Origin of the sequence: Eggerthella sinensis (assembly GCF_003339815.1) — a bacterium.
GTDB classification, from domain to species: Bacteria; Actinomycetota; Coriobacteriia; order Coriobacteriales; family Eggerthellaceae; genus Eggerthella; species Eggerthella sinensis.
The window spans coordinates 64,333-86,767 of record NZ_PPTT01000017.1; the positions used below are offsets into that span (position 1 = coordinate 64,333).

The 22,435-nt window shown below is 64.7% G+C and carries 16 protein-coding genes; 10 read left to right on the forward strand and 6 right to left on the reverse strand.

Annotated features, from left to right (window positions below; translation table 11 throughout):
* The first annotated feature begins 26 nt into the window (after positions 1 to 26).
* Positions 27 to 824: a MerR family transcriptional regulator gene (locus C1876_RS10580; RefSeq protein WP_114546696.1), complete on the forward strand. Its 798-nt coding sequence runs from the start codon at positions 27 to 29 to the stop codon at positions 822 to 824.
* A gap of 62 nt (positions 825 to 886) precedes the next feature.
* Here C1876_RS10580 and C1876_RS10585 read toward each other — a convergent pair whose 3' ends face one another.
* The 3 genes from C1876_RS10585 to mazG all read right to left on the reverse strand — a co-directional run bounded on the left by C1876_RS10585 (position 887) and on the right by mazG (position 7,876).
* Positions 887 to 2,590 (reverse strand): FAD-dependent oxidoreductase, encoded by a 1,704-nt coding sequence (locus C1876_RS10585; protein WP_114546697.1) that lies wholly within the window; start codon positions 2,588 to 2,590, stop codon positions 887 to 889.
* A gap of 105 nt (positions 2,591 to 2,695) precedes the next feature.
* Complete coding sequence (locus C1876_RS10590; RefSeq protein ID WP_114546698.1) at positions 2,696 to 6,823, reverse strand: EAL domain-containing protein; 4,128 nt, start codon at positions 6,821 to 6,823, stop codon at positions 2,696 to 2,698.
* Between the two features lie 117 nt (positions 6,824 to 6,940).
* The gene (gene mazG / locus C1876_RS10595) at positions 6,941 to 7,876 is read right to left on the reverse strand and encodes a nucleoside triphosphate pyrophosphohydrolase (RefSeq protein WP_114546699.1); all 936 of its coding nucleotides are present in this window, start codon (positions 7,874 to 7,876) and stop codon (positions 6,941 to 6,943) included.
* Positions 7,877 to 7,963: 87 nt separating this feature from the next.
* On the opposite strand from mazG, the gene C1876_RS10600 reads away from it, so the two are divergent.
* A complete protein-coding gene (locus C1876_RS10600) occupies positions 7,964 to 8,425 on the forward strand; it encodes a hypothetical protein (protein WP_114546700.1) in 462 nt (153 codons plus the stop codon).
* 63 nt (positions 8,426 to 8,488) lie between these two features.
* Complete coding sequence (locus C1876_RS10605) at positions 8,489 to 9,409, forward strand: VIT1/CCC1 transporter family protein (RefSeq protein WP_114546701.1); 921 nt, start codon at positions 8,489 to 8,491, stop codon at positions 9,407 to 9,409.
* 42 nt (positions 9,410 to 9,451) lie between these two features.
* Here the strand turns inward: C1876_RS10605 and hcp are convergent, their stop codons facing one another.
* The gene (hcp, locus tag C1876_RS10610) at positions 9,452 to 11,044 is read right to left on the reverse strand and encodes a hydroxylamine reductase (RefSeq protein ID WP_114546702.1); all 1,593 of its coding nucleotides are present in this window, start codon (positions 11,042 to 11,044) and stop codon (positions 9,452 to 9,454) included.
* A 141-nt stretch (positions 11,045 to 11,185) separates the two neighbouring features.
* On the opposite strand from hcp, the gene C1876_RS10615 reads away from it, so the two are divergent.
* The 4 genes from C1876_RS10615 to C1876_RS10630 all read left to right on the forward strand — a co-directional run bounded on the left by C1876_RS10615 (position 11,186) and on the right by C1876_RS10630 (position 15,024).
* Positions 11,186 to 11,860: a Crp/Fnr family transcriptional regulator gene (locus C1876_RS10615; protein WP_114546703.1), complete on the forward strand. Its 675-nt coding sequence runs from the start codon at positions 11,186 to 11,188 to the stop codon at positions 11,858 to 11,860.
* A complete protein-coding gene (locus C1876_RS10620) occupies positions 11,857 to 12,522 on the forward strand; it encodes a cysteine hydrolase family protein (protein WP_114546704.1) in 666 nt (221 codons plus the stop codon). The genes C1876_RS10615 and C1876_RS10620 overlap by 4 nt, the downstream gene beginning before the upstream one ends.
* The gene (locus tag C1876_RS10625; RefSeq protein WP_114546705.1) at positions 12,519 to 13,367 is read left to right on the forward strand and encodes a TrmH family RNA methyltransferase; all 849 of its coding nucleotides are present in this window, start codon (positions 12,519 to 12,521) and stop codon (positions 13,365 to 13,367) included. Before C1876_RS10620 ends, C1876_RS10625 begins: the two co-directional genes overlap by 4 nt.
* A gap of 163 nt (positions 13,368 to 13,530) precedes the next feature.
* Complete coding sequence (locus C1876_RS10630; protein ID WP_158544669.1) at positions 13,531 to 15,024, forward strand: FAD-dependent oxidoreductase; 1,494 nt, start codon at positions 13,531 to 13,533, stop codon at positions 15,022 to 15,024.
* A 63-nt stretch (positions 15,025 to 15,087) separates the two neighbouring features.
* Here C1876_RS10630 and C1876_RS10635 read toward each other — a convergent pair whose 3' ends face one another.
* Both C1876_RS10635 and C1876_RS10640 read right to left on the reverse strand, forming a co-directional pair.
* On the reverse strand, positions 15,088 to 16,473 hold the full coding sequence (locus tag C1876_RS10635; RefSeq protein WP_114546707.1) for a helix-turn-helix domain-containing protein: 1,386 nt from the start codon (positions 16,471 to 16,473) through the stop codon (positions 15,088 to 15,090).
* A gap of 81 nt (positions 16,474 to 16,554) precedes the next feature.
* Positions 16,555 to 18,198 carry an MDR family MFS transporter gene (locus C1876_RS10640; protein ID WP_114546708.1) on the reverse strand — a complete coding sequence of 548 codons (1,644 nt, stop codon included), beginning with the start codon at positions 18,196 to 18,198 and terminating at the stop codon, positions 16,555 to 16,557.
* Positions 18,199 to 18,408: 210 nt separating this feature from the next.
* On the opposite strand from C1876_RS10640, the gene C1876_RS10645 reads away from it, so the two are divergent.
* From C1876_RS10645 to C1876_RS10655, 3 genes are all read left to right on the forward strand, one after another.
* Positions 18,409 to 19,851, forward strand: coding sequence for a helix-turn-helix transcriptional regulator (locus C1876_RS10645; protein ID WP_114546709.1), 1,443 nt, complete (start codon positions 18,409 to 18,411; stop codon positions 19,849 to 19,851).
* 190 nt (positions 19,852 to 20,041) lie between these two features.
* A complete protein-coding gene (locus tag C1876_RS10650) occupies positions 20,042 to 21,646 on the forward strand; it encodes an FAD-dependent oxidoreductase (RefSeq protein WP_114546710.1) in 1,605 nt (534 codons plus the stop codon).
* A 181-nt stretch (positions 21,647 to 21,827) separates the two neighbouring features.
* Positions 21,828 to 22,298 (forward strand): rhodanese-like domain-containing protein, encoded by a 471-nt coding sequence (locus C1876_RS10655; RefSeq protein ID WP_114546711.1) that lies wholly within the window; start codon positions 21,828 to 21,830, stop codon positions 22,296 to 22,298.
* Positions 22,299 to 22,435: the final 137 nt, after the last annotated feature.

Sequence of the window (22,435 nt, forward strand, 5' to 3'; positions counted from 1 at the left end):
ACAGGGGATTCACGGGAGGGAACACCATGTACAAGATCAAAGAATTCGCCGCCATGACGGGCATGCCGGCATCCAAAATCCGATTCTACGAGAAGCGCGGCCTGTTCCGCGGCGAGCGCGAGGAAAACGGCTACCGCGTGTTCACCCCCGAGGACGCCTTCCGCTCGAACGCGTTTCGCGTGCTGCTGCAATACGGCTTCACCATCGACGAGGCCATCGAAATGATCGACGCGCAGCAGGGCACCGAAGCGTTTCGCGCCTCACTCGAAGAGCAGCGGACGAAGCTGCAAAAGGAAGCCGATCTGCTGCGGTACCGCATGGCGAAGCTAGACAGCGCGCTCGGCCTCATCGCAAGCGGCGACGAACCCGATTTCACGCTGATGGACGCACCCGATCAGCTGTACGTCAGAGCCTCGCGCGGGCGCGATTTCAGCATTTCCGTGGAGCACGAACGGGAGATCACCGAGTTTTACGATCTGCTCAGCATCACGAGCTGCGCGCGCATCATCGCCAAGAGCGACCTGGAGAACGAGCAGGACACGGTGAATCCCGACTACATCAACGTCATGCCCGTGGGCGAGGCGCATCGCCTCAGCCACATCGACCCCGCGCACGTCAATCGCCTGTGCCTCGGCAAGTGCATCCGCTTCCGCCGTCGCGTGACGCGCGCCGAAAGCGTGCGCAAGGAAGCCTTCGCCGACCTCATGGCCTACCTGGACGATCACGGCTACACGCTGCGGGGCGACATCATCCTCTTCCCCACGTTTCTCAACCTCGACGGCAACGGCAGCGACGTGGAAACGCTGTTCGTGCCCGTGCGCTAGTCCGCACAGAGAGCCGCCCGCGGCACCGAAGCGGCGCCGCGGGCGGACAGGGAGGGAGGAGGCTACGCTTTGAGGGCGGCAACCGCTTCTTCTGCGGCAATGTAGCCCGAGTCGATGCAGAGGCCGTAGCAGTAGCCGGGGATGTCGTAGTAGGGCGAATAGTACAGGCTCCCCACGTCGGTGCCAGCCGCGTACAGACCGGGAATGGGATCGTTCGTTTCGGCAGCAAGCACACGGCAGCAATCGTCGATGCGCACGCCGCCGAACGTGCTCCACGCGCTCGGCTCGTTCTCGACCACGTAGAACGGCGGCGTGGCAACGGGCGACAGATACCAGGGGTTCGCGCCGAACTCGGCATCGACGCCGGCTTCGCAGAACTCGTTGTACGTTGCCACCGTTTCGGGTAAGGCGTCCAACCCGAAGTGTTCGGCCAGTTCGTCGAGGGATTCGGCCTTGAAGCACCAGCCCTCCTTGACGCCCTCTTCGATGTCGGCGGGCAGCTTGTCCAGAATGCGGTCTTTGAAGTAGGTGCCGATGAACCACGTTTCCTCGGTCGCACCCTTCGCGGTGGTGTACGCATACAGGCCCTCAGTTGCCATCGCATCGACATAGGCCTGGTCCACCACAGCGTACCACGGCGAATTCTTGAGAATCTGCTCCGATCCGTAGCTCATCGGGTAATCGCACAGCAGACCCTCGTTGATGAAGCGCTTCCCTTCGGCGTCCACGAGCAGGCATCCGTACAGGCCGAACTTGAACGCGTAGTTCTGATCGAACTTGTCCTGCTTCGCCGGGCGCGTCGCGTTCGCGTGCGTTCCGCCGTATTCGCACGGGCAGTAGCCGTACGTCTTGTCGAGCGCCGCACCGATGCGCTCGGCCGCGAGGATGGTGTCGCCCGTGCAGATGGAGTCGCCGCCGCGCGCCGCGTTGAGCTTGCGCGTGTGCAGGAAGCGCTCTTGCAGGTCGCGGTTGCCCAGGTAGCCGCCGGCGGCGAGGATCACGGCCTTCGCGTTGAACGTGATGTTCTTCTTGTCCTTCTCAACCGCATTGACGCCGGTCACCGCCCCGCTCTCGTCCGTCGCAAGCGACACGAGCGCCGTTTCGAAGCGCACGTCAACGGCGTGGTCGGCAAGCGCCGTCTCCCACAGGCCGGTGCGCTCGTCGGATGGGTTCGTGATGGCGTGGAAGCCGCCCTTCTCGCCCATGAACGGCGTCTCGAAACGGAAGTTCTTCTCCTCGAACGTGTATCCGATATCCTCGAGCTGCGCCACGGCGTCTTTCGACGTCTCGAGGCAGCGGCGCATGAGCGCGGGGTTCGGCGTCCAATGCGAGTAGTTCATCACGTGGTTGAAGGCGTCGTCCACCGTCAGCGTGGTGCCGCCCGGCTTGTTCTGCAGCACGTCGGTGCCCACGGCGAACGGGCCGGACACGTAGATGCCGTTCGGGGCCGTCATGTTCGCGCCCTTCTCGAGCACCACGACGCTCGCCCCGCCCTTCGATGCGCGCAACGCCGCCATGAAGCCGGCGGCCCCGCAGCCCACGATGACCACGTCGGCGTCCACTGTTTCCTCGGCTTCGAACGGCGCATCCTGCGCCGCTTCGTCCGCATTCGTCGCGCTGTCGGCAGCTTTCGCCTCCTGCTGCTGCGGTGAGCATGCGGCAAGCGCGCCAACCGACGCCATGCCCAGCGCTGAAAGCGCGGCGCCCTTCAAGAAGTTGCGGCGATCGATGCCCTGCGGCTGTTCTTCCTGCATGTGCTGTTCCATAGTGACCCCTCCAGGTGTCGTTACGGGTGAAAACCTGTCGCACACGGTAAGGGCTGAACTATGTTGAAGGTCAAGCGGGCATTTTGATTGCGCGCCGGCGCGTTGTTATCGGCGGATGCGGAGGCGGTTTTTTCCGGCGTGTTTTGCCTGATAGAGAGCTTCGTCGGCGCGGGCGAACACGTCGCGGTAGGCGGCATCGCCGACATGCGTGGGCGTTGCGCCGATGCTGAGCGTCGGGCTGAAACTCTCCCCCGGCTTTCCCATGAGCGCGATGTGCGCCACGCTGCGCTTCATGTGCGCCAGCTTGCGCGCGGCCACTTCGAGGTTGATGTTCTTGAGGAACACCACGAACTCGTCGCCGCCCACGCGGCCCACCACGTCGTGCTCGCGGCAGTTCGATCGCAAGATAATGCCCACCTGCTGCAACAGCTCGTCGCCACGCAGATGGCCGAAGGTGTCGTTGACGTTTTTGAAGTCGTCGAGGTCGATGACGGCGCACACGCTGCGGGCACACACGTGCGGGTCGGACAGCGCGGCATCGATGAGGCTGCGCGTGGAGGCGTTGTTCGACAGGCCCGTGATGGCGTCGTGTTCGGCGAGCACGCGCAGCTCGCGCTCGGCCTGGATGTTCTCGATGAGACCAACGAGGTGCCACGCGCCGCCTTCGTCGTGCGCCACGAACAGGTTCGCCCGATACCATTGGTACCCGGTGTCGTAGTAGTCGGCGCGGTACTCGATGATCTCGTTTTTCGTGCCCGCCCGGGCGCGCTCGAACATGGCGCGCACGGCATCCATGCTGTCAGGATGCACCACGCCCTCCCGCGTGTTGGACAGCGTTTCCAAATACTCCGGGATGACCTGGGCTTCCATGCCGCTGCCGGTACGGTCGATGTACAGCAGCACCGTGTCGGACTCCGAGTTGTAGTCGAAGCTGATGGAGTGCGTGAGTTCGCTGAGCATGCGGTAGCGCTCGTTTTGCCACGCACGTTCGCGCCGCTCGCGCGCCTCATCCGTCACGTCGGTGACCACGGTGTACATGCGGATGACGCCGTCGCCCCGCGGAACGGTGCGTCCCTGCACACGCGCCATGAACGGTTCGCCTTGGCGCACCAATTCGCGTTCGACCGAGAAGCCCGACCACCGTTCGTCGTACTGCTCGATAAAGGTGCGCGCTTCTTCCGGAGACACGATAGCCGAGGACATCGAGATGATATCCTCGTTGCCCACTTCGACATCCATCAGGGCGTACAGCGTATCGCTCACATAGCGCAGGTGCACGCCTTCGGCATCCAAATCGTACACGCCGATACCGGTGGGCAGGTTCTCCACGATGTCGTTCACGCGCTTCGCAAGGCGCGCGTCCTCGGCATCGACGCGCCCGGACACGTCGTTGTTGCAGCACAGCACGCTGGTCTCCGACACGCGCATGAACGTGCTCTCGTTCCAGGCGAAGCCTTCGGGCGACAGGCAGCGGTACGCGTAGGACAGCGGCTCGTCGAGCGGCTCGCGACGGCAGCGCTCGATGATGGCGCGGATGGCCTCATGGTCGGCCGGGTCCGGCACGTGGTTGAACCATCGCTCCATCGCGCTCTCCACCGGCACGGGCTGCGCGTGCTCCACCGGGAATTTCGAGGAGAAGCACAGCAGGAACGTGCCGCGCACCACGTCGAATTCGAAGATTTCGTTGTAGGCGCTGCACAGCACCGACGTGAACCGCTGCAATTCGCGCTTATGGCTTTCGCGACGCTCGTCCGTCACGTCGTTGAACGCGCTCTGCACGATGGATTCGCCATCGGACGTCGTGGCAAGCGCGCACACGCCCTCGATCCAGGCATCGGAGCCATCGACGCGCATCAGCCGAGCCGAGAATGCGACAGGCGGTGCCCCGGCGCGCAGACGATCCGTCAGCCGTCTCATAAGGGCGTGCCCCTTTTCGTCGAAGGGGCTGAACACGTCGTCTCCGATGTAGGCGAGGAATTCCTCGTAGGTGGCGCAGCCCAGCAGGCTCCATGCGGCGCGGTTCGCCGAACTGATATGCAGGTCGCCTTCGACGGTGTAGCGCACGATGCCGCAGGGAACGGTCTCATACAGTTGTTGCTGCTGTTCGGCGAGGCGGCGGTACTGGAGATCCTTCTCCTTGTCCTTCGTGACATCGAGCAGCGCGACAACCAGGTACAAGCTGTTCGCCCCGCGGTGCATGAGCGAGGCCGACAGCGACAACCATCGCTCGGTGCCGTCGACATGCAGCGCGCGGATGGTGCCCTCGGCGCGTGTGACTCCGGTGCGCAGGTCGTTCACGATGGAACGAACGACGTTGCGATCTTCCGACACCACGAGGGCAAGGGGGTCGTTCGCGCAGACGGCAGTATACTCGTCGCGCGTCATGCCCACGAGGTTCGCCGCCGCTTCGTTGCAGTCGAGCAGCTTCGCAACATCGTCCTCGATGAGATAGAAGCCCATGCCGTTGGGCATGGTTTCCATGGCCGCCTGCAGCTTGCTGCGTAGCGCCTGCAGCTCGTTGATCTCGTATATGGTGAGCAGCAGCGACGACACGTCGCCCGCCTTCGACAGCAGGCGCATCTGCACGTGAATCCAGTAGTCGTCACGCGCACCGTGAATGCACAGCTCGCACTCGCCCGCGTGCGCCTCGCCCTTCGCGCTTGTCAGCGCGTCCGTGAAGTTGGCGCGATCTTCTTCGCTCAGCTCGCCGAACAACTCGCCAACCGAACGCGCGAGGCGGTCGAACGGCAGCCCGAGCAGCGCGAGGAATTCGTCGTTCGCGCGCACCACTTCGCATTGCGAGCTGTCGCACTCCACGAGCGCCGCAGCTCCCACGTAGCTGTTGAACACGAGCGCCACGGACGATTCCGCATCCCACAGCTTCGCGAAGTCGCCCTGCATGCACGACATGCCGCCGTGCGGAAGCGTGCCGCGTTGTGCCTGTTCAAGCACCTGCTCGAACGTGGCGCGATCGACGGGACGCGAGAACCAGAAGCCCTGCATCACGTCGCAGCCCACGCTTGAGAGGAAGCGCGCCTGCGATTCCGACTCCACGCCCTCGGCGATGACCGGCAGGTCGAGCCAGTGCGCCATGCGCACCACCGATGCCAGGATGACGCCGCCGCGCGTGTCGTTGCGCGCGTCGAGGAAGCGCAAGTCGAGCTTCATCACGTCCACGGGCACGTCCTTGAGCGCGTTGAGCGACGAGTATCCGCTGCCGAAATCGTCCATTTCCACCGTGAACCCGGCTTGCTGCAGGCGCGTCACCGCACCGGCAAGCTGCAGCGGGTTCTCGACGTAGGCGCCCTCGGTGATTTCCACGTGGAGGAGATCGATGGGAATGTCGTACTGCGCGATAAGGCCCACGAGGTAGTCGCACAAATCCTCACGGTACACGTCCGCGCGCGACAGGTTCACCGACAGGCGCGGCACCTGCGTCTCGTTGCCCGGACCCGCCGCGTCGAGCCAGGTGCGCAGGCAGCGGCACGCCTCGGCCCACACGTAGTAGTCGAGGTCGGAAATGACGCCGGTGCGTTCGAACACGGGGATGAACTCAAGCGGGCTGATGAGGCCTTTCTCGGGATGGTTCCAGCGCGACAGCACTTCGGCTCCCACCAGTTTGCCAGTGGTGAACTGGTACTGCGGCTGGAAGTACAGCTCGAACTGCCCCGTTTCCAGCGCGGTGGCCATCTCGCCCACGAGCTTCTGCTCCTTGAGCACGCGATCGCGCATGGATTCGTCGTACCACACGAACTTGCTGGCGTGCGCACCCGTTTTCGCCGCGCGCAGCGCGAGCAGGGCGCGGTCGGTCATGAGGCTGACGTCGAGCGTGGGGTCGTCGATGCCGTAGAGACCCAGGCGCACGAAGAACGCGAAATCGACCGGATAGGCTTTGAGCCACCCGTCGAGCACGGCGAGCGCGCGGTCGGGATCGTAGAGGTCGCGCGGCACGCAGCACACGAAGTGATCGGCGCGGACGCGGGCGGCGACGCTCGGCGCGGGCAGCATGCGCTCCATCATGGCGCCCACCCCAGCAAGCAAGCGGTCGCCCGCTTCGGTGCCGAAGCGGTCGTTGAACACCTTGAAGCGGTCGATATCGCCGTACACCAGCACGAACGATGTGTCGGGATGCTCGTCGATCAGCGCGGTGACCGCACGGATAAAGCCCCGCCTGTTAGCCAGACCGGTAAGCGCATCGCACTCGGTGACCAGTTCCGATGCCGTAGCCTTCACCCTTCTCGCACCTTCGTGATTAGAGGATACCCTGTTGTATTGTCATACAGTAGTGCTTAGCTGATCTTTGCGATAGGTGGAACGTTTAGTTAAGGGCAAACTTGCCCATCCCACCCATCAGCGGTGCTTGGCTTCGGTCCAGAGTGCTTCGAGGGCATCGAGGTCGAGGTCTTCGATGCGGCGGTTTTGCCGGTGCGCGGCCTGCTCCATGAAGGCCCAGCGGTCGCGGAACTTGCGGCAGGTGGTACGCAGGGCGCCTTCCGCGTCCACGCCCATGCGGCGGCCGACGTTGACGAGGGAGAACAGCACGTCGCCGAACTCCTCCTCGACGGCTGCGACCGCGGCGGCTGCGGCGGACGCGGCGGCGGGGTCGCTCGCGGCCGGCACGGGCGCGGCCTCGGCATCCACCTTGCCGTTCGCGGCCTTCGGCGCGGCGGCGTAGGCTTCGCGCAGCTCGTCGACCTCTTCGCGCACTTTGGCCCACACGTCGTCGAGCGTTTCCCACTCGAACCCGACGGCCGCGGCCTTGCGCGAAATCTTCTGCGCCTGCATGAGCGCCGGAAAGCTGGTGGGCACGCCGTCGAGCAGACCCTCGGGCTGCGCGCCCGCATCGTCGGCGGAGGCGGCTTCGTCGGCGCTGCCCTTTTCGGCCAGCTTCACCTGATCCCACAGGTCGAGTACCTCGCTCGCGTTCGCGGCTTGCACCTCGCCGAACACGTGCGGGTGGCGGCGAACCATCTTCGCGTTCACGTCGGCGCACACATCGTCGATGGTGAATGCGCCATCGTCGGCCGCAATCTGGCTTTGCAGCACCACCTGCAGCAGCACGTCGCCCAGCTCTTCGCGCAGGTGCGCCGCGTCGCCTGCCTCGATGGCGTCCACCGCTTCGTAGGCTTCCTCGATCATGTTGTGCGCGATGCTCTCGTGCGTCTGCACGCGATCCCACGGGCAGCCGTCCGGCGCGCGCAGGGCGGCGATGGTGTCGACGAACTGGTCGAACGAGGGATGCTGCGCAGGCTCGGATGCGGGCTCGGGCGCGGGCGATGCGGTCATGGCGGTCCTTTCTTCGGTTGCTCAACAGCAGTATACCGCCGCGCAAGGGGCGTGGTATGCTGCACGGCGATGTGAAAGGATACCGGCATGGACAAACCCGCAACGCCCCGCCCTGCGAACAAGCAACCCGCACGCGTGCGGCGCGCCGCCATGCTCGCGCGCGCGGCGTTCGCCATCGTGTTCGCGATCAACGTGCAGTGCGCGGTGGCGTTCGTGCTGTGGCCCGATGCGTACGCCGCGTCCTTCGAACTGGCCGGCATACCGGGCGCGGCCGCCGTGCGGGGCCTCGGCGTGGCTTTCCTCATGTGGAACGCCACGTATCCGGCGGTCATCGCGAGCCCGGTGCGCTTTCGCGCCGTGGCCGTCATCGTGCTCGTGCAGCAAGCCATCGGCCTCGTCGGCGAAACATGGCTGCGCGCCGGCCTGCCCGACGGCTACACGGCGCTCTCGGCCAGCATCGAGCGCTTCATCCTGTTCGACGGCCTCGGCCTCGTGCTGATGGCCGCCGCCCTCGCCTGGCTCGTCTGGACCGAACGGAAAGCGGGCTAGACCGCGCGCGTCTTGCTCTATACTGGCTATCGAACAACACGATCGACCAGGCAAGGAGACCTCATGTCCGCGGAATCATCCGTCGCCGTCGCTGACGCGGCCGACGTTCGCTCGCTCTCGGCGGGCGCGCTCGCGCAGATACGCATCTTCCAACAGAACGAAGTGACCGAGTCCGAAATCTACCGGCGCATCGCCGCGAGCACGAAGGACGAGGGCAACCGCACCACGCTGCTGCGCATCGCCGCCGAAGAGGCGAAGCATGCCGGCATCTGGCAGCGCTACACCGGCGAGGAGATGAAGCCGCAGCGCGGCAAAGTAGCCAGGTTCGCGCTCATCGCGCGGGTGTTCGGCTTCACGTTCGCCGTCAAGCTCTTGGAGAAGGGCGAAGAGAAAGCCCAGATTTCCTACGAGGAGTTGGCGAAGGAGGCGCCCGAGGCGCTGGGCATTCGCAGCGACGAGGAAACCCACGAGCAGGCGCTGCTCGAGATGCTGGACGAGGAACGGCTGTCGTACGTGGGCAGCATGGTGCTGGGCATGAACGACGCCATGGTGGAGATGACCGGCACGCTGGCCGGCCTCACGCTGGCCATGCAGAACACGCGGCTCATTGCGCTGTCGGGCCTGATCACCGGCATTGCCGCCACGCTGTCGATGGCGTCGAGCGAGTACCTGTCGTCCAAGAGCGAGGGGCGCGCCGACGCGTTCAAGTCGGCCACGTACACGGGCATCGCCTACCTCGTAACGGTGGCGCTGCTCATCCTGCCGTACCTGCTGTTCGACGAGTCGCACTACCTGTGGGCCATGGGCACCATGGTGATCATCGTGCTGCTCATCCTCGTGGTGTTCAACTACTACATCTCGGTGGCGCAGGATCTGCCGTTCAAGAAGCGGTTCGGCCAGATGGCCGGCATCAGCTTGGGCGTGGCGGCGCTGTCGTTCGTCATCGGCATCCTGGTGAAGCAGTTTTTGGGCGTTGATATTTAGGGAAGGGGAGGACGCCTCCCCTTCCCTATGAGGCGGCGTCCTCTACCCCAGAATCGTGGCCAGGTCCTCTTCCGGCGTGCTGATGGGGCGCACGTCGAACTCGCGCACGAGCACGTCGAGCACGCCCGGCGACACGAACGCCGGCAGCGTCGGCCCCAGGTAGATGCCCTTGATGCCCAGGTGCAGCAGCGTCAGCAGGATGCACACCGCCTTCTGCTCGTACCACGATAGCACGAGCGTGAGCGGCAGGTCGTTCACGCCGCACTCGAACGCTTCGGCCAGCGCCACGGCCACGCGGATGGCACCGTACGCGTCGTTGCACTGCCCCATGTCCATGATGCGCGGCAGCCCGCCGATGGTGCCTAGGTCGAGGTCGTTGAAGCGGAACTTGCCGCACGCCAGCGTCAGGATGATGCTGTCCTCAGGCGCCTGCTGCACGAACTCGCGGAAGTAGCTGCGGCCGGGACGCGCGCCGTCGCACCCGCCCACGAGGAAGAAGCGGCTGATGGCGCCCTGCTTCACCGCGTCGACCACCGCATCGGCCACCCCCAGGATGGTACCGTGGCCGAAGCCCGTGGTGAACGTTGCTTCATCGCCTGCGGCTTCCGGGTACCCGCCCAGCTCGAGCGCGCGCTCGATAAGCGGCTCGAAATCCTTGTCCGCGCCGATGTGCGTCATACCGGGATACGCCACCGGACCCGTGGTGAACACGCGGTCGGCGTAGGACGCTGCGGGCGGCATGAGGCAGTTCGTGGTGAACAGGATAGGTGCGGGCAGCTCGGCGAACTCCGCGCGCTGGTTCTGCCAGGCGGTGCCCAGGTTGCCCTTGAGGTGTGCGAAGCGCTTGAGCTGGGGATACGCGTGCGCGGGGAGCAGCTCGCCGTGCGTGTAGACGTTCACGCCGCGACCCTCCGTCTGCTCGAGCAACAGCTTGAGATCGTGCAGGTCGTGGCCCGACACCACGATGAAGGGACCCGCCTCCACCGCGCGCGCCACCGTCGTGGGCTCCGGCGTGCCGAACGTCTCGGTGTTCGCCTGGTCGAGCAACTCCATGCAGCGCAGGTTCACTTCGCCCACCTTGAGCGCAAGCGGCAGCAGCACGTCGGCACCGGCCGCAGGGTCGGCGAGCGTGGCCAGCCCCTCGTGCAAGAACAGGGACACCGCGTCGTCGCGGTAGCCGAGCGCCGCCGCGTGGTAGGCGTACGCCGCAAGGCCGCGCAGGCCGAACAGCACGAGCGACTTGAGCGAGCGCACATCGTCCGGCGCGCCCCACAGCGCGGCAAGCGCGTAGTCGGACGCCGCCTCGACGCCGCACGCCGCGGCAATCGCGTCGCGCTCGGCATGCACGCGCGCGAGCAGGTCGGCAAGTTCCGCATCGTCGAAGTCCACGTTCGTCAGCGTGGCGAACAGGCCTTCCATCACCAGGTTGTCGGCTGCGAGGCGCGCTTCCGCGTCCAAGCCGGCATGCTCGACCGCCGCGTGCACGGTCTGCGCCAACCCGACGAGCGCGCCCGTCACCTCGTCTTGCAGGATGGCCGTGCTCGCCTGCTTGCCGCACACGCCCGCCGCGCCGGTGCAGCCGCTGCACCCGGCCGTCTGCTCGCACTGAAAGCAAAACATCGTAGCATCTTCCATGTCTCGTCCCTTCTCGCGCCCCGGCCCCGACGCCGTTCGCGGCGCGGTGCGAGGCGTTCGGTTGTCGTCCGCTTGCCCGATGCGCTCAACCCTACGATACTGGCACCGAGGTTTCCGTTGTATTTGCAACAAAGGAGCATGATGGACCGCTATCTTCCCCTCATCGGGCGCTCGGCGCTCTTCCACGATATCGACGCCGCCGACCTCGAAGCGATGCTGCATTGCCTGGGCGCGCGGCAGCGCAGCTACCCGAAGGGCGCGGCCGTGTTCCGCGTGGGCGACCGCACTACGGCCATGGGCGTGGTGTTGGAAGGTTCGGTGCGCCTCGAGAAGGAGGATTACTGGGGCAACCGCAGCATCCTCGCCTCGTTCGGGCCGGGCCAGTCGTTCGCCGAAGTGTACGCCTGCGAACCCGACCTGGCCTTCGACATCAACGTGGTGGCGGCCGAAGATGCCGTCGTGCTGTTTCTCGACGTGGGACGCATCACCTCCCTATGCCCGTCGTCGTGCACCTTCCACGCGCGGCTCATCCGCAACCTGCTGGGCATCATCGCAAAGCGCACCCACGCGCTCACGCGCAAAATCGAGCACACGGCGAAGCGCACCACGCGCGCCAAGCTGCTGTCGTACCTTTCCGACCAGGCCGAACGCGCCGGTTCGAGCCGCTTTGCCATCCCCTTCGACCGCCAAGAACTGGCCGACTACCTGTCGGTGGACCGCAGCGCGATGAGCGCGGAGCTGTCGCGGATGAAAAAGGACGGCATCATCGACTACAATAAAAACCACTTTGAAATCGTGCGAAGGAGCGCCTTATGATCGACCCGCGCAACGCGGCCCTGCTGGTCATCGACATGCAACACGGATTCGTGGACCCGTCGTCCGCGCTGTGCGTGCAAGGGGCGGCCGCCACGGTGCCCGCCTGCGCGCGGGCGCTCGACCAGGCGCGCGCCCTGGGAATGCACGTGTTCCACACCATTCGCGAGTACGCCGCCGACGGTTCGGACGTGGAAGCCGTGCGGCACCGCGCGTGGGCCGAGGGCGGCAAGCCCGTCTCGCGCGCCTGCGCCAGCCCGCGCACCCTGGAGGAGTCCGCGCCGCTCGCCCCGCAGCCGGGCGACCGCGTGCTCGTGAAGCCGCGCTTCTCGGCTTTCTTCGGCACGCAGCTCGACCTCATCCTGCGCCGCCTGGGCGTGAGCACCGTCGTGCTCATGGGCACCACCACGCCGAACTGCATCCGCTCCACCTGCTACGACGCGATGTCGCTCGACTACAACGTGGTGCTCATCGAGGATTGCACGTCGTCGCGCACGCCCGAAGTGCAAGCCGCGAACATCGAGGACATGGCCTGCATCGGCGCGCACATCATGACGTGCGACGAGTTTTGCGCGTCCGGCCTGAGCGAGGTTGCCGACGTGGTGGCCGACGTGCGCGCCGCCTGCGCGACGGGCGCGGCGCGCGAGGGCGGTGTCTCCCGATGATCATCGAAGTCGATACGCTGGACGACCCGCGGCTCGACGCGTTCGCGCGACTGACCGAGACGCAGCTGCGCTCCAAGCTGGAGCCCGAGAAAGCGCTGTTCATCGCCGAATCCGGCAAGGTTATCGAGCGGGCGCTGGCCGGCGGCATGGAGCCGTTGTCGCTGCTCATGGAAGCGAAATGGCTGCCGTCGATGCAGCCGCTCGTGGACGAGATCGCCGCACGCTGGGGCCACGACGTGCCCGTGTTCGTCGCGCCGCATGACGAGCTGACGAAGCTCACCGGCTTCGAGCTGACGCGCGGCGCCCTGGGAGCCTTCCGCCGCCCCGCGCTCCGAAGCATCGCCGAGGTCGTGCGCGATGCCCGGCGCATCGCCGTGCTCGAGGACATCACGAACCACACGAACGTCGGGGCCATCTTCCGCTCGGCCGCTGCGCTCGGCATCAACGCCGTGCTGGTGACGCCCGCCTGCTACGACCCGCTGTACCGCCGCGCGGTGCGCGTGTCGATGGGCACCGTGTTCCAGGTGCCGTGGACGCGTATCGGCGAGGAAGCCGGCGCCGGGGCAACCGGCACGGGCGGATGGGCCGCCCAGGGCGTGCCGCTGCTGCATGACCTGGGCTTCAAGACCGCCGCTTTCGCGCTCACCGATGACTCCGTGTCGCTTGACGACCCCGCCCTCAACGCCGAAGAGCGCCTCGCGCTCGTGTTCGGCACCGAGGGCGACGGCCTCGCGCACGATACCATCGCGCGCTGCGACTACACCGTGCGCATCCCCATGGCCGGCGGCGTGGACTCCCTCAACGTAGCCGCCGCCAGCGCCGTAGCATTCTGGCAGCTGCGATAGAGGATTTCGCACTGCAATTGAGCTGCATATATACGTTTCGGGTAGGCCAAACTACCCCTTTAGGATAGTCCCAACTCCCTCTCCGTCTCATACAGTGAGCACGCCGAACTGGAACACGAGAGAGGGAGATACCATGCACCATGCAATCTCAAGAAGGAAGTTTATGCAATTCGCCGGCATGCTGGGGCTTTCAACGGCCACGGTAGGCTTCGTCGGCTGCGCGCCGAAGTCGGATGAAGCGACCGCGCAGGAAGAAGGTCCAAGCTCAGCAACATACGATGTCGTCATCGCGGGCGGCGGGCTTGCAGCTCTGTGCGCCACCGTGACCGCAGCCGAGAGCGGAGCACGCGTACTCATAGTTGAGCAACAGGACGAACTGGGCGGAAACGCCCGCTACGCGGTGGGTTGTTTCAACGGCGCCGGAACCAAAGTGCAAGCCGATCACGGCATATCGGGCGACACGCCCGAGCTTGGGTACGAAGACCTCAAGGGCCGGGGGACGTTCGGCCACACCTATCGCGACGACGCGGCGCGCTCCTATGCGCTCAACGCCGGAGAAACCGTCGATTGGCTCTACGATCTGGGGGTCGGCTTTAACGAACCCTACGAGGGGTATGAGGAATATCCGCCTACCGACTTGCCCCGATGCTACGATGCCACGAACGGCGCCGTCGATGTCGTCAACCATATCAAGCCGATTATCGATGGCCACAAAGAATCTGGCTTGGTGGAAATCCTCCTGAACGCCCACGTGCAGGATATGATCATGGAGAACGGCGCGTGCGTTGGCGTCCGACTCGATGACGGTTCGGAATATCGTGCCCCTTCGGTCGTTCTTGCCGCAGGTGGATACGCAGGAAGCAAGGAAATGCTGAGCACCGTGTTCGACCGTGTCTGCGGCGGCGGCATGGCGTACAACGTTGGCGAAGGATATCGTCTCGCCCAGCAAACCGGCGCTTTAATGGACGGTCTCGATTTCAATTACAGCTACCCCGGATACCTTGACGACCAGGAGTTTTTCGGTAATTCGTCAGTGCAAACACGCTGCCCGAGCGGATGCGTATGGGTCAATTCCCAAGGGAATCGCGTGTGTGACGAATATGCCGTCAATTCAGCATACCGCGCTCATGCGTACATGGATGCCCCGAACAATACGATCTTCTATCTCTTCAATCAGGCAAGCGCCGATCAGTACGCTCCCCTCATCGTCGACGACGAGGACAATTCCCTGTTCGAGGCGTATCTGAACGAAGGCAAGCACGTATTCGCTGCTGACACCATGGAGGAGCTGGCCGAAAAAATCAACGTCGACGCCAACGCGCTCTCTGAAACCATCGCGCGCTTCAACGGCTTCTGTGAAACGGGTGTCGACGAGGACTTCGGACGCACCGAATACCTGTCCAAGCTCGAGGGCCCCTTTTACGCCCTCGAGACCATCTGCAATGTGACCATCAGCAACGGCGGAGTGGTGGTGAATGGAGAAGCGCATGTTTTGGACGAGAGCGAGCAGCCCATTCCCGGACTTTTCGCAGCGGGCGAATCCGTGTGCTGTCTCGAGTTCTTCGGCGAAAACGCCATCGGTGGAGCGTACCTCACCAACGCTGCCGTTATCGGGCGCTTAGCGGGCGCGTCCGCTGCAGCCAACGCCCTCTCGTAGGTGCGCGCACTACCCTCGAGCAATCGATCGAAACGGCTTGCGGGCACTCGTCCGCAAGCCGTTTCAGCTTCGTCCCTCAACAAGATCGATGAGTTCTTGCTTGTTGTGAATGCCCAGCTTGTTGTACAGCTGCTTCACGTGCCAACGAACGGTGCTCTCGGAAACATACAGCTCTTTCGCGATAACCGATTTGGTAAAGCCCCTGCACACGAGGAACATGACCTCCATCTGGCGCTCGGACAGGTTTTTCGCCGCCCCTAGATCGGTGCAGCGTTTTCGAAGAGCGTCGTTGATGCCGCTCTTCTCTTCTAGAGGCGACGCGGATGTGCCCATCTTGACGATGAGCAGAAACCGGTTGATCATAATCAGCACCGCAATGATCACACCGAAATAGATGACGCCATCGGTCGCCTGCGAAACAACGCCGAAAAATGGCGTTTCGAGCGCCAAAATACCCACCACGAGCGATAGCTCGAACAGGCCCCGTCCAAGGCCAAATACCATCAGCGGGTTTTTTCCGTACACTTTCACCGTGTGGTAGAACGTCAGCAAGAAGAATGCACTGACCACATCGCATATCAGTATGACCGATACGGGAATCGCACTTTGGCGCGCATCGCCAAAGAATATCGTGGCGAAATATGCCACGAGCACCAAACCGGCGGCAAGCTTAAAGGCGAAATTTCGCGACTCCTTGCGGGCCGATGTATGGAGCCAGGCAAGCAACAGCGCCGGTATGAGAATTTGCAGCACATGCGCTATCGCGAAGGGCTGAAGGACAACATCGCTTGTGGCGAAGTGCATAATGCCGAAAATCACGCCGAAGAGGACGATTTCTGCCGCCACGCCAGCCGTGCCCAGAGGGAATGAAGAGCGCCTCGGACTCGACGGTTGCACATGCTTGCGACCCGCCTCTTCCCCGTGTCGCAACACGCTCCCTTGCGGTTTCTGGACAAGCGCGGCAACCGCAAGCGGAACGACGCAGAAGATGGCGAGAGAAACCTTCGGCGAGACCATGTCAACAGGAATCAATGCCAAGCGGAAAACGGGTTCAAGAACCGACGACAGCAGCACCAGGTCGAATGCCGTTTCAGTTGGATATGAACAGAGTTCGGCGAACAGCTGAGAGAACAGGACAAGAGCGCCGCCACCGCACAACAATCCCGTTACGACAAGCAAGACAATGTTTTGGATGCCCAGCAACCCCGCCAATAGCGGCGCAAGGCATGTGCTCATCGCCGCGATCCACACCAGGAGGCGAGGGACCGCAGCAGACTCCTTGTTCCGAAACAGCAAGAATGAACCGATCCCCGCCACGCCGAAGCCGAGATGATAGAACACGGAAAAGGATGCTGGAAGTGAAAATTGCATGTGAAGATAGAAGCCTGCCAAAGCAAGGCTCACCAAGAGCCTGACAGCGCTTCCGCTGATCAAATCACTCTTATTCATATAGAGTCCCCATGTCCACCGTCCCCAGAGCTTATCACAAGTGCTCCGAAGACCGCCAGACGAAAATGCGTCCTTCGCTGGCTAGATCTCGTCGCCCTTTTGGGCGCCGTGATCCACTTTGGTGGCCAGGGGGTGCTCCTTCAGCGTGAGCATGAGAACGAAGCCGACGGCCAACAGCGGCACCACGTACAGGAAGATGGGGACGAGGGCGTCGCTGTAGGCGGTGGCTATCGCGTGGCGCACGGGCTGGGAGACGTGCTCGACGAACTCGGGCGTGATGCGGTTGATGTTGATGTTGTCGACGCGCGGCAGCTGCGCGGCGAGGTCGGCCGACAGGCGCGCCGTGAACAGCGCGCCCACGAGCGAGGCGCCCAGCGTGGAGCCGATCTGCCGGAAGAAGCTGTTCGCCGCCGTCACCGTGCCCACGATGGCGTGCGAGAACTCGTTCTGAACGATGAGCACGAGAATCTGCTGGCCCAGGCCGATGCCCACGCCCAGCACGAACAGGAACAGGCCCGTCACCACCAGCGACGTGCCCACCGTCAGCTGCGACATCAGCACGAAGCCAACGGCGGCCACCACGGTGCTCGCGATGGGCATCCACTTGTAGCGGCCCGTTTTCGTGGCCAGAAAACCGGTGACCACCGACATGGTGAGCACGCCCGCCATCATGGGAAACGTCATGAGACCGGCCTGCTCGGGCACGAGGCCGTCCACGATTTGGAAGTACGTGGGCAGGTAGGTCACGGTACCCATGAGGCCCATCATGATGATGAGGCCGGTGACGGTGCATTTCACGAAGTTGCTGTTCTTGAACAGCAGAAGCGGGATGATGGGCTCGGCGGCGCGCTTCTCCACCAGCACGAACGCGATGGCCGCCAAGATGAACAGCGCCAGCAAGCCGAACACCTCGGGCGACGTCCACGCGAACAGCGTGCCGCCCCAGGCGGTTGCCAGCACGAGCGACGACACGGCCACGGCACTCGTGGCCACGCCGAGGAAGTCGAAGGGAGGACGCTGCTCGCGCGGCGTGGGCTTCGCCAGGAACGCCGCGATGACCACGATGGCCAGCACCGCAAGCGGGATGTTGAACGCAAACAGCCAGCGCCAGCCGGTCACCTGCACGAACCAGCCGCCCAAGATGGGCCCCACCACGGTGGACACGGCGAACACCGAACCCATGACGCCCATGTACTTGCCACGCTGCCGCGGCGGGATGATGTCGGCGATGGTGGCCTGCGCCAAAATGATGAGGCCGCCGCCTCCGAGGCCTTCGACGGCGCGCCCGGCGATGAGGCCGTCCATGCTGGTGGCGAGCCCGCAGGTGGATGAACCCACGATGAAGATGCTCAGCGCGATGATGAACAGGTATTTGCGGCCGTACAGGTCGCCGATTTTGCCGTAGACGGGCATGGTAATGGTCACCGCCATGATGTAGGCCGTTTCCACCCACTGCATGTGTTCGACGCCGCCGAGGTCGCCCACGATGGTGGGCAGCGCCGTAGCCGTCACCGTCTCGGACAGCGCGCTCACGAACATGGCCAGCAGCAGGCCGGCGAACACGGCCGCCACGCTACGCGTGCCGCGACGCACGGGTTTGCCGGCGGGCACGGGCGCCGGCGCCGGCGCGCCGCCCTTGCCGGACGCAAGGGTGTCGGGTTCGTCGCTTTCGTGTACGCGCGCCGCATCCGCTGCCGCGGCCGACGTCCGGTCTACGCCTTCCATACGTGCTCCTTCTTATGCGATGATCCTTCCCAGTATGGCCGCGGCCGCCCGTCGAAGGCGCGTGCGCGCGGGCACGGAAACCGAACGGTCAGCATGACGCCACGCGCCCGTTCATCATGGTGCGCATTCGTTTTGCACGCGGGCGAAACCGCGCCTCCATAGGCGCGCGCGTCGAGTAGAATACGGAGCACACACAGGAGGGAGGGGTCTATGAAGCTCGAATCGCAAACGCGCACGCTCGCGGGCAGCGCCGTGGGCTATGGCATCGTGTGCGGTTTGACGTTTCCCCTCATGATTTCCAGCACGTTTCTCCAGGAAATGAGCCTGTCGCATGGAGCGGGCAACGCGTTCGGCGCGCTGTTCTTCATCGCGTACGCGCTGACCATGGTGGGCACCGCGCTTGCGTACGTGGTGCGCCGCAAACCCACGGGCCGCATGCACATGGCAACCGCGTTCGCCGCCGTGTTCTTGGGAAACGCGCTCATGCTGGCGCGCCTCGTGGGCCTCATCGGGGGCGGATGGCTGTACGCCGTCGCCGCGTCGGGCCTCATCGGATACGGGCTGGCCACCGCCGAACTCGGATGGATGGCGCACATCACCACGCTGCACGAGCGCGGACACGTGTCGCTGGCGCGCGCGGTGCCGCTCGCGTTTCTATGCGGCGGCGTGGTGGCGGCCATCATCTTCGTGGCATCGGGGCCGTTCGAGCTGGCGTTTGCGCTCACCATCATCGTGCTGTCGTCGTTGCCGCTGGTGGCGGGAGCGCCGCTTGAGGCGCACCCGCGGCGCGTGAGCCTTGTGCAGGGCAGCGCAGGCGACTTCGTGAAGGCCGTTTCGTACCTGGCCGTGTTCTCGTTCGTGTTCGGCGCGGTGAGTCAGGTGGCCACCACCATCCCGGTCGAGCCCGTGCCCATCGGCGTGCAGGCGGTGCTGGGCATCCTGCTTGCGGCCGGCATCATGCTTGCGTACGTCGTGCGGAAGAAGCACGCGCTGTCGGTGGGCGACCTCTACGACATCCTCTTCCCCATCGTGGCCGTGGCGCTTATCGCGCTGCCGTTCATCACGTCACCCATCGTGCACGTGATTGCGGCGGTGCTCGTGTTCGTGTCGTTCTACCTGTCGGGCATGAACGTGCGCATTGCCGTATGCCTGCTGGGCGAACGCGACCGCGTGTCCATCTGGGTGTACCTGAGCATCGCGCTGGGAGCGTCGGCGCTGCTCATCCTAGGCGGCGTGGCGTTCGGCGCGGCCGTTATCGCGCAGGGCATCCCCGTGACAGGCCTCGCGCTCATCTCGCTCGTGTCGCTGGGCGTGCTGGCCATCAACCCCATCGTGGTGAAGCGGCTCGAACGTCGCCGCAACCCTGCCGCCGAACATGCGCCCGTGAACGCCGCCGAGGCGAACGACGTGCGCACGATGCAAGAGGGCCTCCTGCGCTCGTTCGCCGAAGCCCACCACCTCACGGCGCGCGAAACCGACGTGCTCATCCTGCTGTGCCAGGGCCGCACGCGCACCTACATCGCCGACGAGCTGGGGCTGTCGCCCAACACCATCAAGGGCTACATCCACAACGTCTACCAGAAGAGCGGCGCCGTCGACAAGCAAGACCTCCTCGACCGCGTCGAGCTCCACGCAGAAGGCCGCCCTCGGTGATCCTTCGGCTCCGCGCCTTCCGCGGCCCGGCGCGCCTTCCGTCTCCCCACCCTCCACTTTGGAGGGGGTGGGTGGTTCTTTTCCCGGCCACCCACTTTGGTGCTGGTGGGGGTGCAGCGCTCCTGGCACGATAGCGGCATCGAATCGGACATCGGAGGGCCGGTTCGCTATCAGGAAGAGGGAGAATCACATGTCTGATCAGGGAAAGCATTCCGCACGCATCAACGCAGGCGTCTCGCGCCGCTCGTTTATCATGGGCCTGGGCGCCACGGCGGCCGTGGTGGCCGGCGCCGGGCTGGCCGGCTGCGCGCCGCAGCAGACCGCAGCCGCACCCGCAAGCGCCGACGGCGGCAACGCAGCTTCCGGCAGCAGCGCCGCCGCGAGCGCCGCGAAGGCCGACACCGTCCAGGCCGTCGCCGAGACCCCGGCCGAAAAGCAGGAAACGAAGGACGCCGACATCGTCATCGTGGGCAGCGGCGTAGCCGGCATGAGCGCCGCCGTCGAGGCGTCGCGCGCCGGTGCCAAGGTGATCGTGCTCGAGAAGCACAACGTGACGGGCGGCGACTCGTCCATCTGCTCCGGCAACTTCTACTGCTGCGGCGCCAAGAAGCAGGACGAACTGGGCTACACGAACTATGGCACGCCCGAAGAGGTGGCGCAGTTCTTCTTCGATCAGTCCGACGGCGATGCCAACATGGACATCTGCCGCCTCGTGGCCGAACACGGCGGCGAAGCCATGGACTGGCTCGTCGAGCTGGGATGCGACTTCGACAAGAAGCCGGGCGACAACGTGTCCGACCGCTCCATGCTGTCGAAGACCAGCGGCAAGGGCATCGTGGACAACCTCATCGCCGAGGCCGAGAAGAACGGCGTCGAGCTCATGATGGAGACGCGCGCCATCGAGGTGCTCATGGACGGCGGCAAAGCCGCAGGCGTGAAGGCGCGCCAGGGCAAGACCGAGTACACCATCAACGCGAAGGCCGTCATGCTGGCTTCGGGCGGCTTCGACGGTCAGGATTGGGCGAAGGAGCTGTACGCGCCGGGCGCCGTGGGATGGCACACGTTCTCGAGCCCCAGCAACACGGGCGACGGCATCGAGCTGGCCAAGCAGGCCGGCGCCATGACGCTGCTCAAGGGCGGCCTGTCGCAGATCCACCTCGTGGGTCGCGAGCCGCTGCCTCTCAACGACGAGCTGAGCGTGCTGCGCATGGTGAACACGGGCGTCTTCGTCACCGACCTGGGCTATCGCTGCGCGAACGAGTCCATGACCAGCCAGTTCGACTACTTCACCCCGTTCGTGGAAAGCGGCCGCAAGGAATTCACCATCATCTGCGACTCGCAGCAGCCCGATGCGCGCATGGAACTCATCAAGAAGGGCGTGGAGAAGGGCGTCGTCGACACGGCCGACACCATCGAAGAACTGGCCGAGGCTGCGGGCCTGCCCTCCTACCCGCTCGTGAAAACCATCGAGAAGTACAACGCGCTGTGCGAGGCCGGCGAGGATACCGACTTCCACAAGAAGCCCGAGGACCTGCAGGCCATCACGAAGGCGCCGTTCTACGCCATCCAGATCACGCCGAACACGAACGACTCCTTCGGCCAGCTGGCCATCAGCACGAAGGCCGAGGTGCTCGACGAGAACCGCAACCCCGTGCCCGGCCTCTACGCCGGCGGCACGCTGGGCAACGCCGAGCTGTTCTACATGCGCTACGCCGTGAGCGGCTCGTCCATGTGCATGGGCACCGTCACCGGCCGCATCGCCGCACAGTCCGCCATGGAGTACTACGGCGCCTAGCGCGCACGCCAACCGCACGACGCGCACGCACGTCCCCTCCGCGCCCTCCGGCCCCTCCCGGAGGGCGCGGCGCGTTAGTATGGAGTTCCGCACACATGCTTGACTTCGCTATCTGTATGCCATATTGTTACAGTTACCAACTGTACATCATGCAATTACATTAGGAGAAACGGGGATCGTCATGGAAGCTCGCACAAAGACGCGCAGTACGTTCGTCGCCGCGATCGCGGTTGTCGCGCTTGCGCTTGCGGGCGTGGTCGCCTTGGCGGGATGCTCGGCAGCGCCCGCAGAATCGGAGGGTACCTCGATGAGCGACAGCTCGAACGCCTACGCGAAAATAACGGCCGACGAAGCCAAAACCATGATGGACGCCGGCAACGTCACCATCGTGGACGTGCGCACCGCGCAGGAGTACGCCGACGGGCACATCCCCGGAGCCATCAACATCCCGCTCGAAAGCATCGGCTCCGACAAACCCGCCGAGCTCACCGACACCGACGCCGACCTCATCGTGTACTGCCGCACGGGCGTGCGCAGCAAGCAGGCGTCCGACAAGCTGGTTGAACTGGGCTATCAGCACGTGAACGACATGGGCGGCATCGTCGATTGGAAGGGCGAAACCGTCACCGGCGATCAGCCCGACAGCAAGTAGCTCCCTCCCCCTTGCGTCCCCCGGTCCGTGCGCGTTCCGCACATGACAGACACGTGGACAGGTATGGGCAACCGCTCCGCACGCCAATCGCAGAACGCGCACGGACCGGGGGACGCCCCCTCACGCCCTCAAGCACC

Excerpts from the sequence above, each read along its gene's own strand:
- C1876_RS10615 (WP_114546703.1), top strand. The coding sequence starts at position 11,186 with ATGGACCGCTATCTTCCCCTCATCGGGCGCTCGGCGCTCTTCCACGAT.
- mazG (WP_114546699.1), bottom strand. The coding sequence starts at position 7,876 with ATGACCGCATCGCCCGCGCCCGAGCCCGCATCCGAGCCTGCGCAGCAT.
- C1876_RS10635 (WP_114546707.1), bottom strand. The coding sequence starts at position 16,473 with ATGAATAAGAGTGATTTGATCAGCGGAAGCGCTGTCAGGCTCTTGGTG.
- C1876_RS10625 (WP_114546705.1), top strand. The coding sequence starts at position 12,519 with ATGATCATCGAAGTCGATACGCTGGACGACCCGCGGCTCGACGCGTTC.
- C1876_RS10640 (WP_114546708.1), bottom strand. The coding sequence starts at position 18,198 with ATGGAAGGCGTAGACCGGACGTCGGCCGCGGCAGCGGATGCGGCGCGC.
- C1876_RS10645 (WP_114546709.1), top strand. The coding sequence starts at position 18,409 with ATGAAGCTCGAATCGCAAACGCGCACGCTCGCGGGCAGCGCCGTGGGC.
- C1876_RS10650 (WP_114546710.1), top strand. The coding sequence starts at position 20,042 with ATGTCTGATCAGGGAAAGCATTCCGCACGCATCAACGCAGGCGTCTCG.
- C1876_RS10655 (WP_114546711.1), top strand. The coding sequence starts at position 21,828 with ATGGAAGCTCGCACAAAGACGCGCAGTACGTTCGTCGCCGCGATCGCG.
- C1876_RS10600 (WP_114546700.1), top strand. The coding sequence starts at position 7,964 with ATGGACAAACCCGCAACGCCCCGCCCTGCGAACAAGCAACCCGCACGC.
- C1876_RS10585 (WP_114546697.1), bottom strand. The coding sequence starts at position 2,590 with ATGGAACAGCACATGCAGGAAGAACAGCCGCAGGGCATCGATCGCCGC.
- C1876_RS10605 (WP_114546701.1), top strand. The coding sequence starts at position 8,489 with ATGTCCGCGGAATCATCCGTCGCCGTCGCTGACGCGGCCGACGTTCGC.
- C1876_RS10620 (WP_114546704.1), top strand. The coding sequence starts at position 11,857 with ATGATCGACCCGCGCAACGCGGCCCTGCTGGTCATCGACATGCAACAC.
- C1876_RS10580 (WP_114546696.1), top strand. The coding sequence starts at position 27 with ATGTACAAGATCAAAGAATTCGCCGCCATGACGGGCATGCCGGCATCC.
- C1876_RS10630 (WP_158544669.1), top strand. The coding sequence starts at position 13,531 with ATGCAATTCGCCGGCATGCTGGGGCTTTCAACGGCCACGGTAGGCTTC.
- hcp (WP_114546702.1), bottom strand. The coding sequence starts at position 11,044 with ATGGAAGATGCTACGATGTTTTGCTTTCAGTGCGAGCAGACGGCCGGG.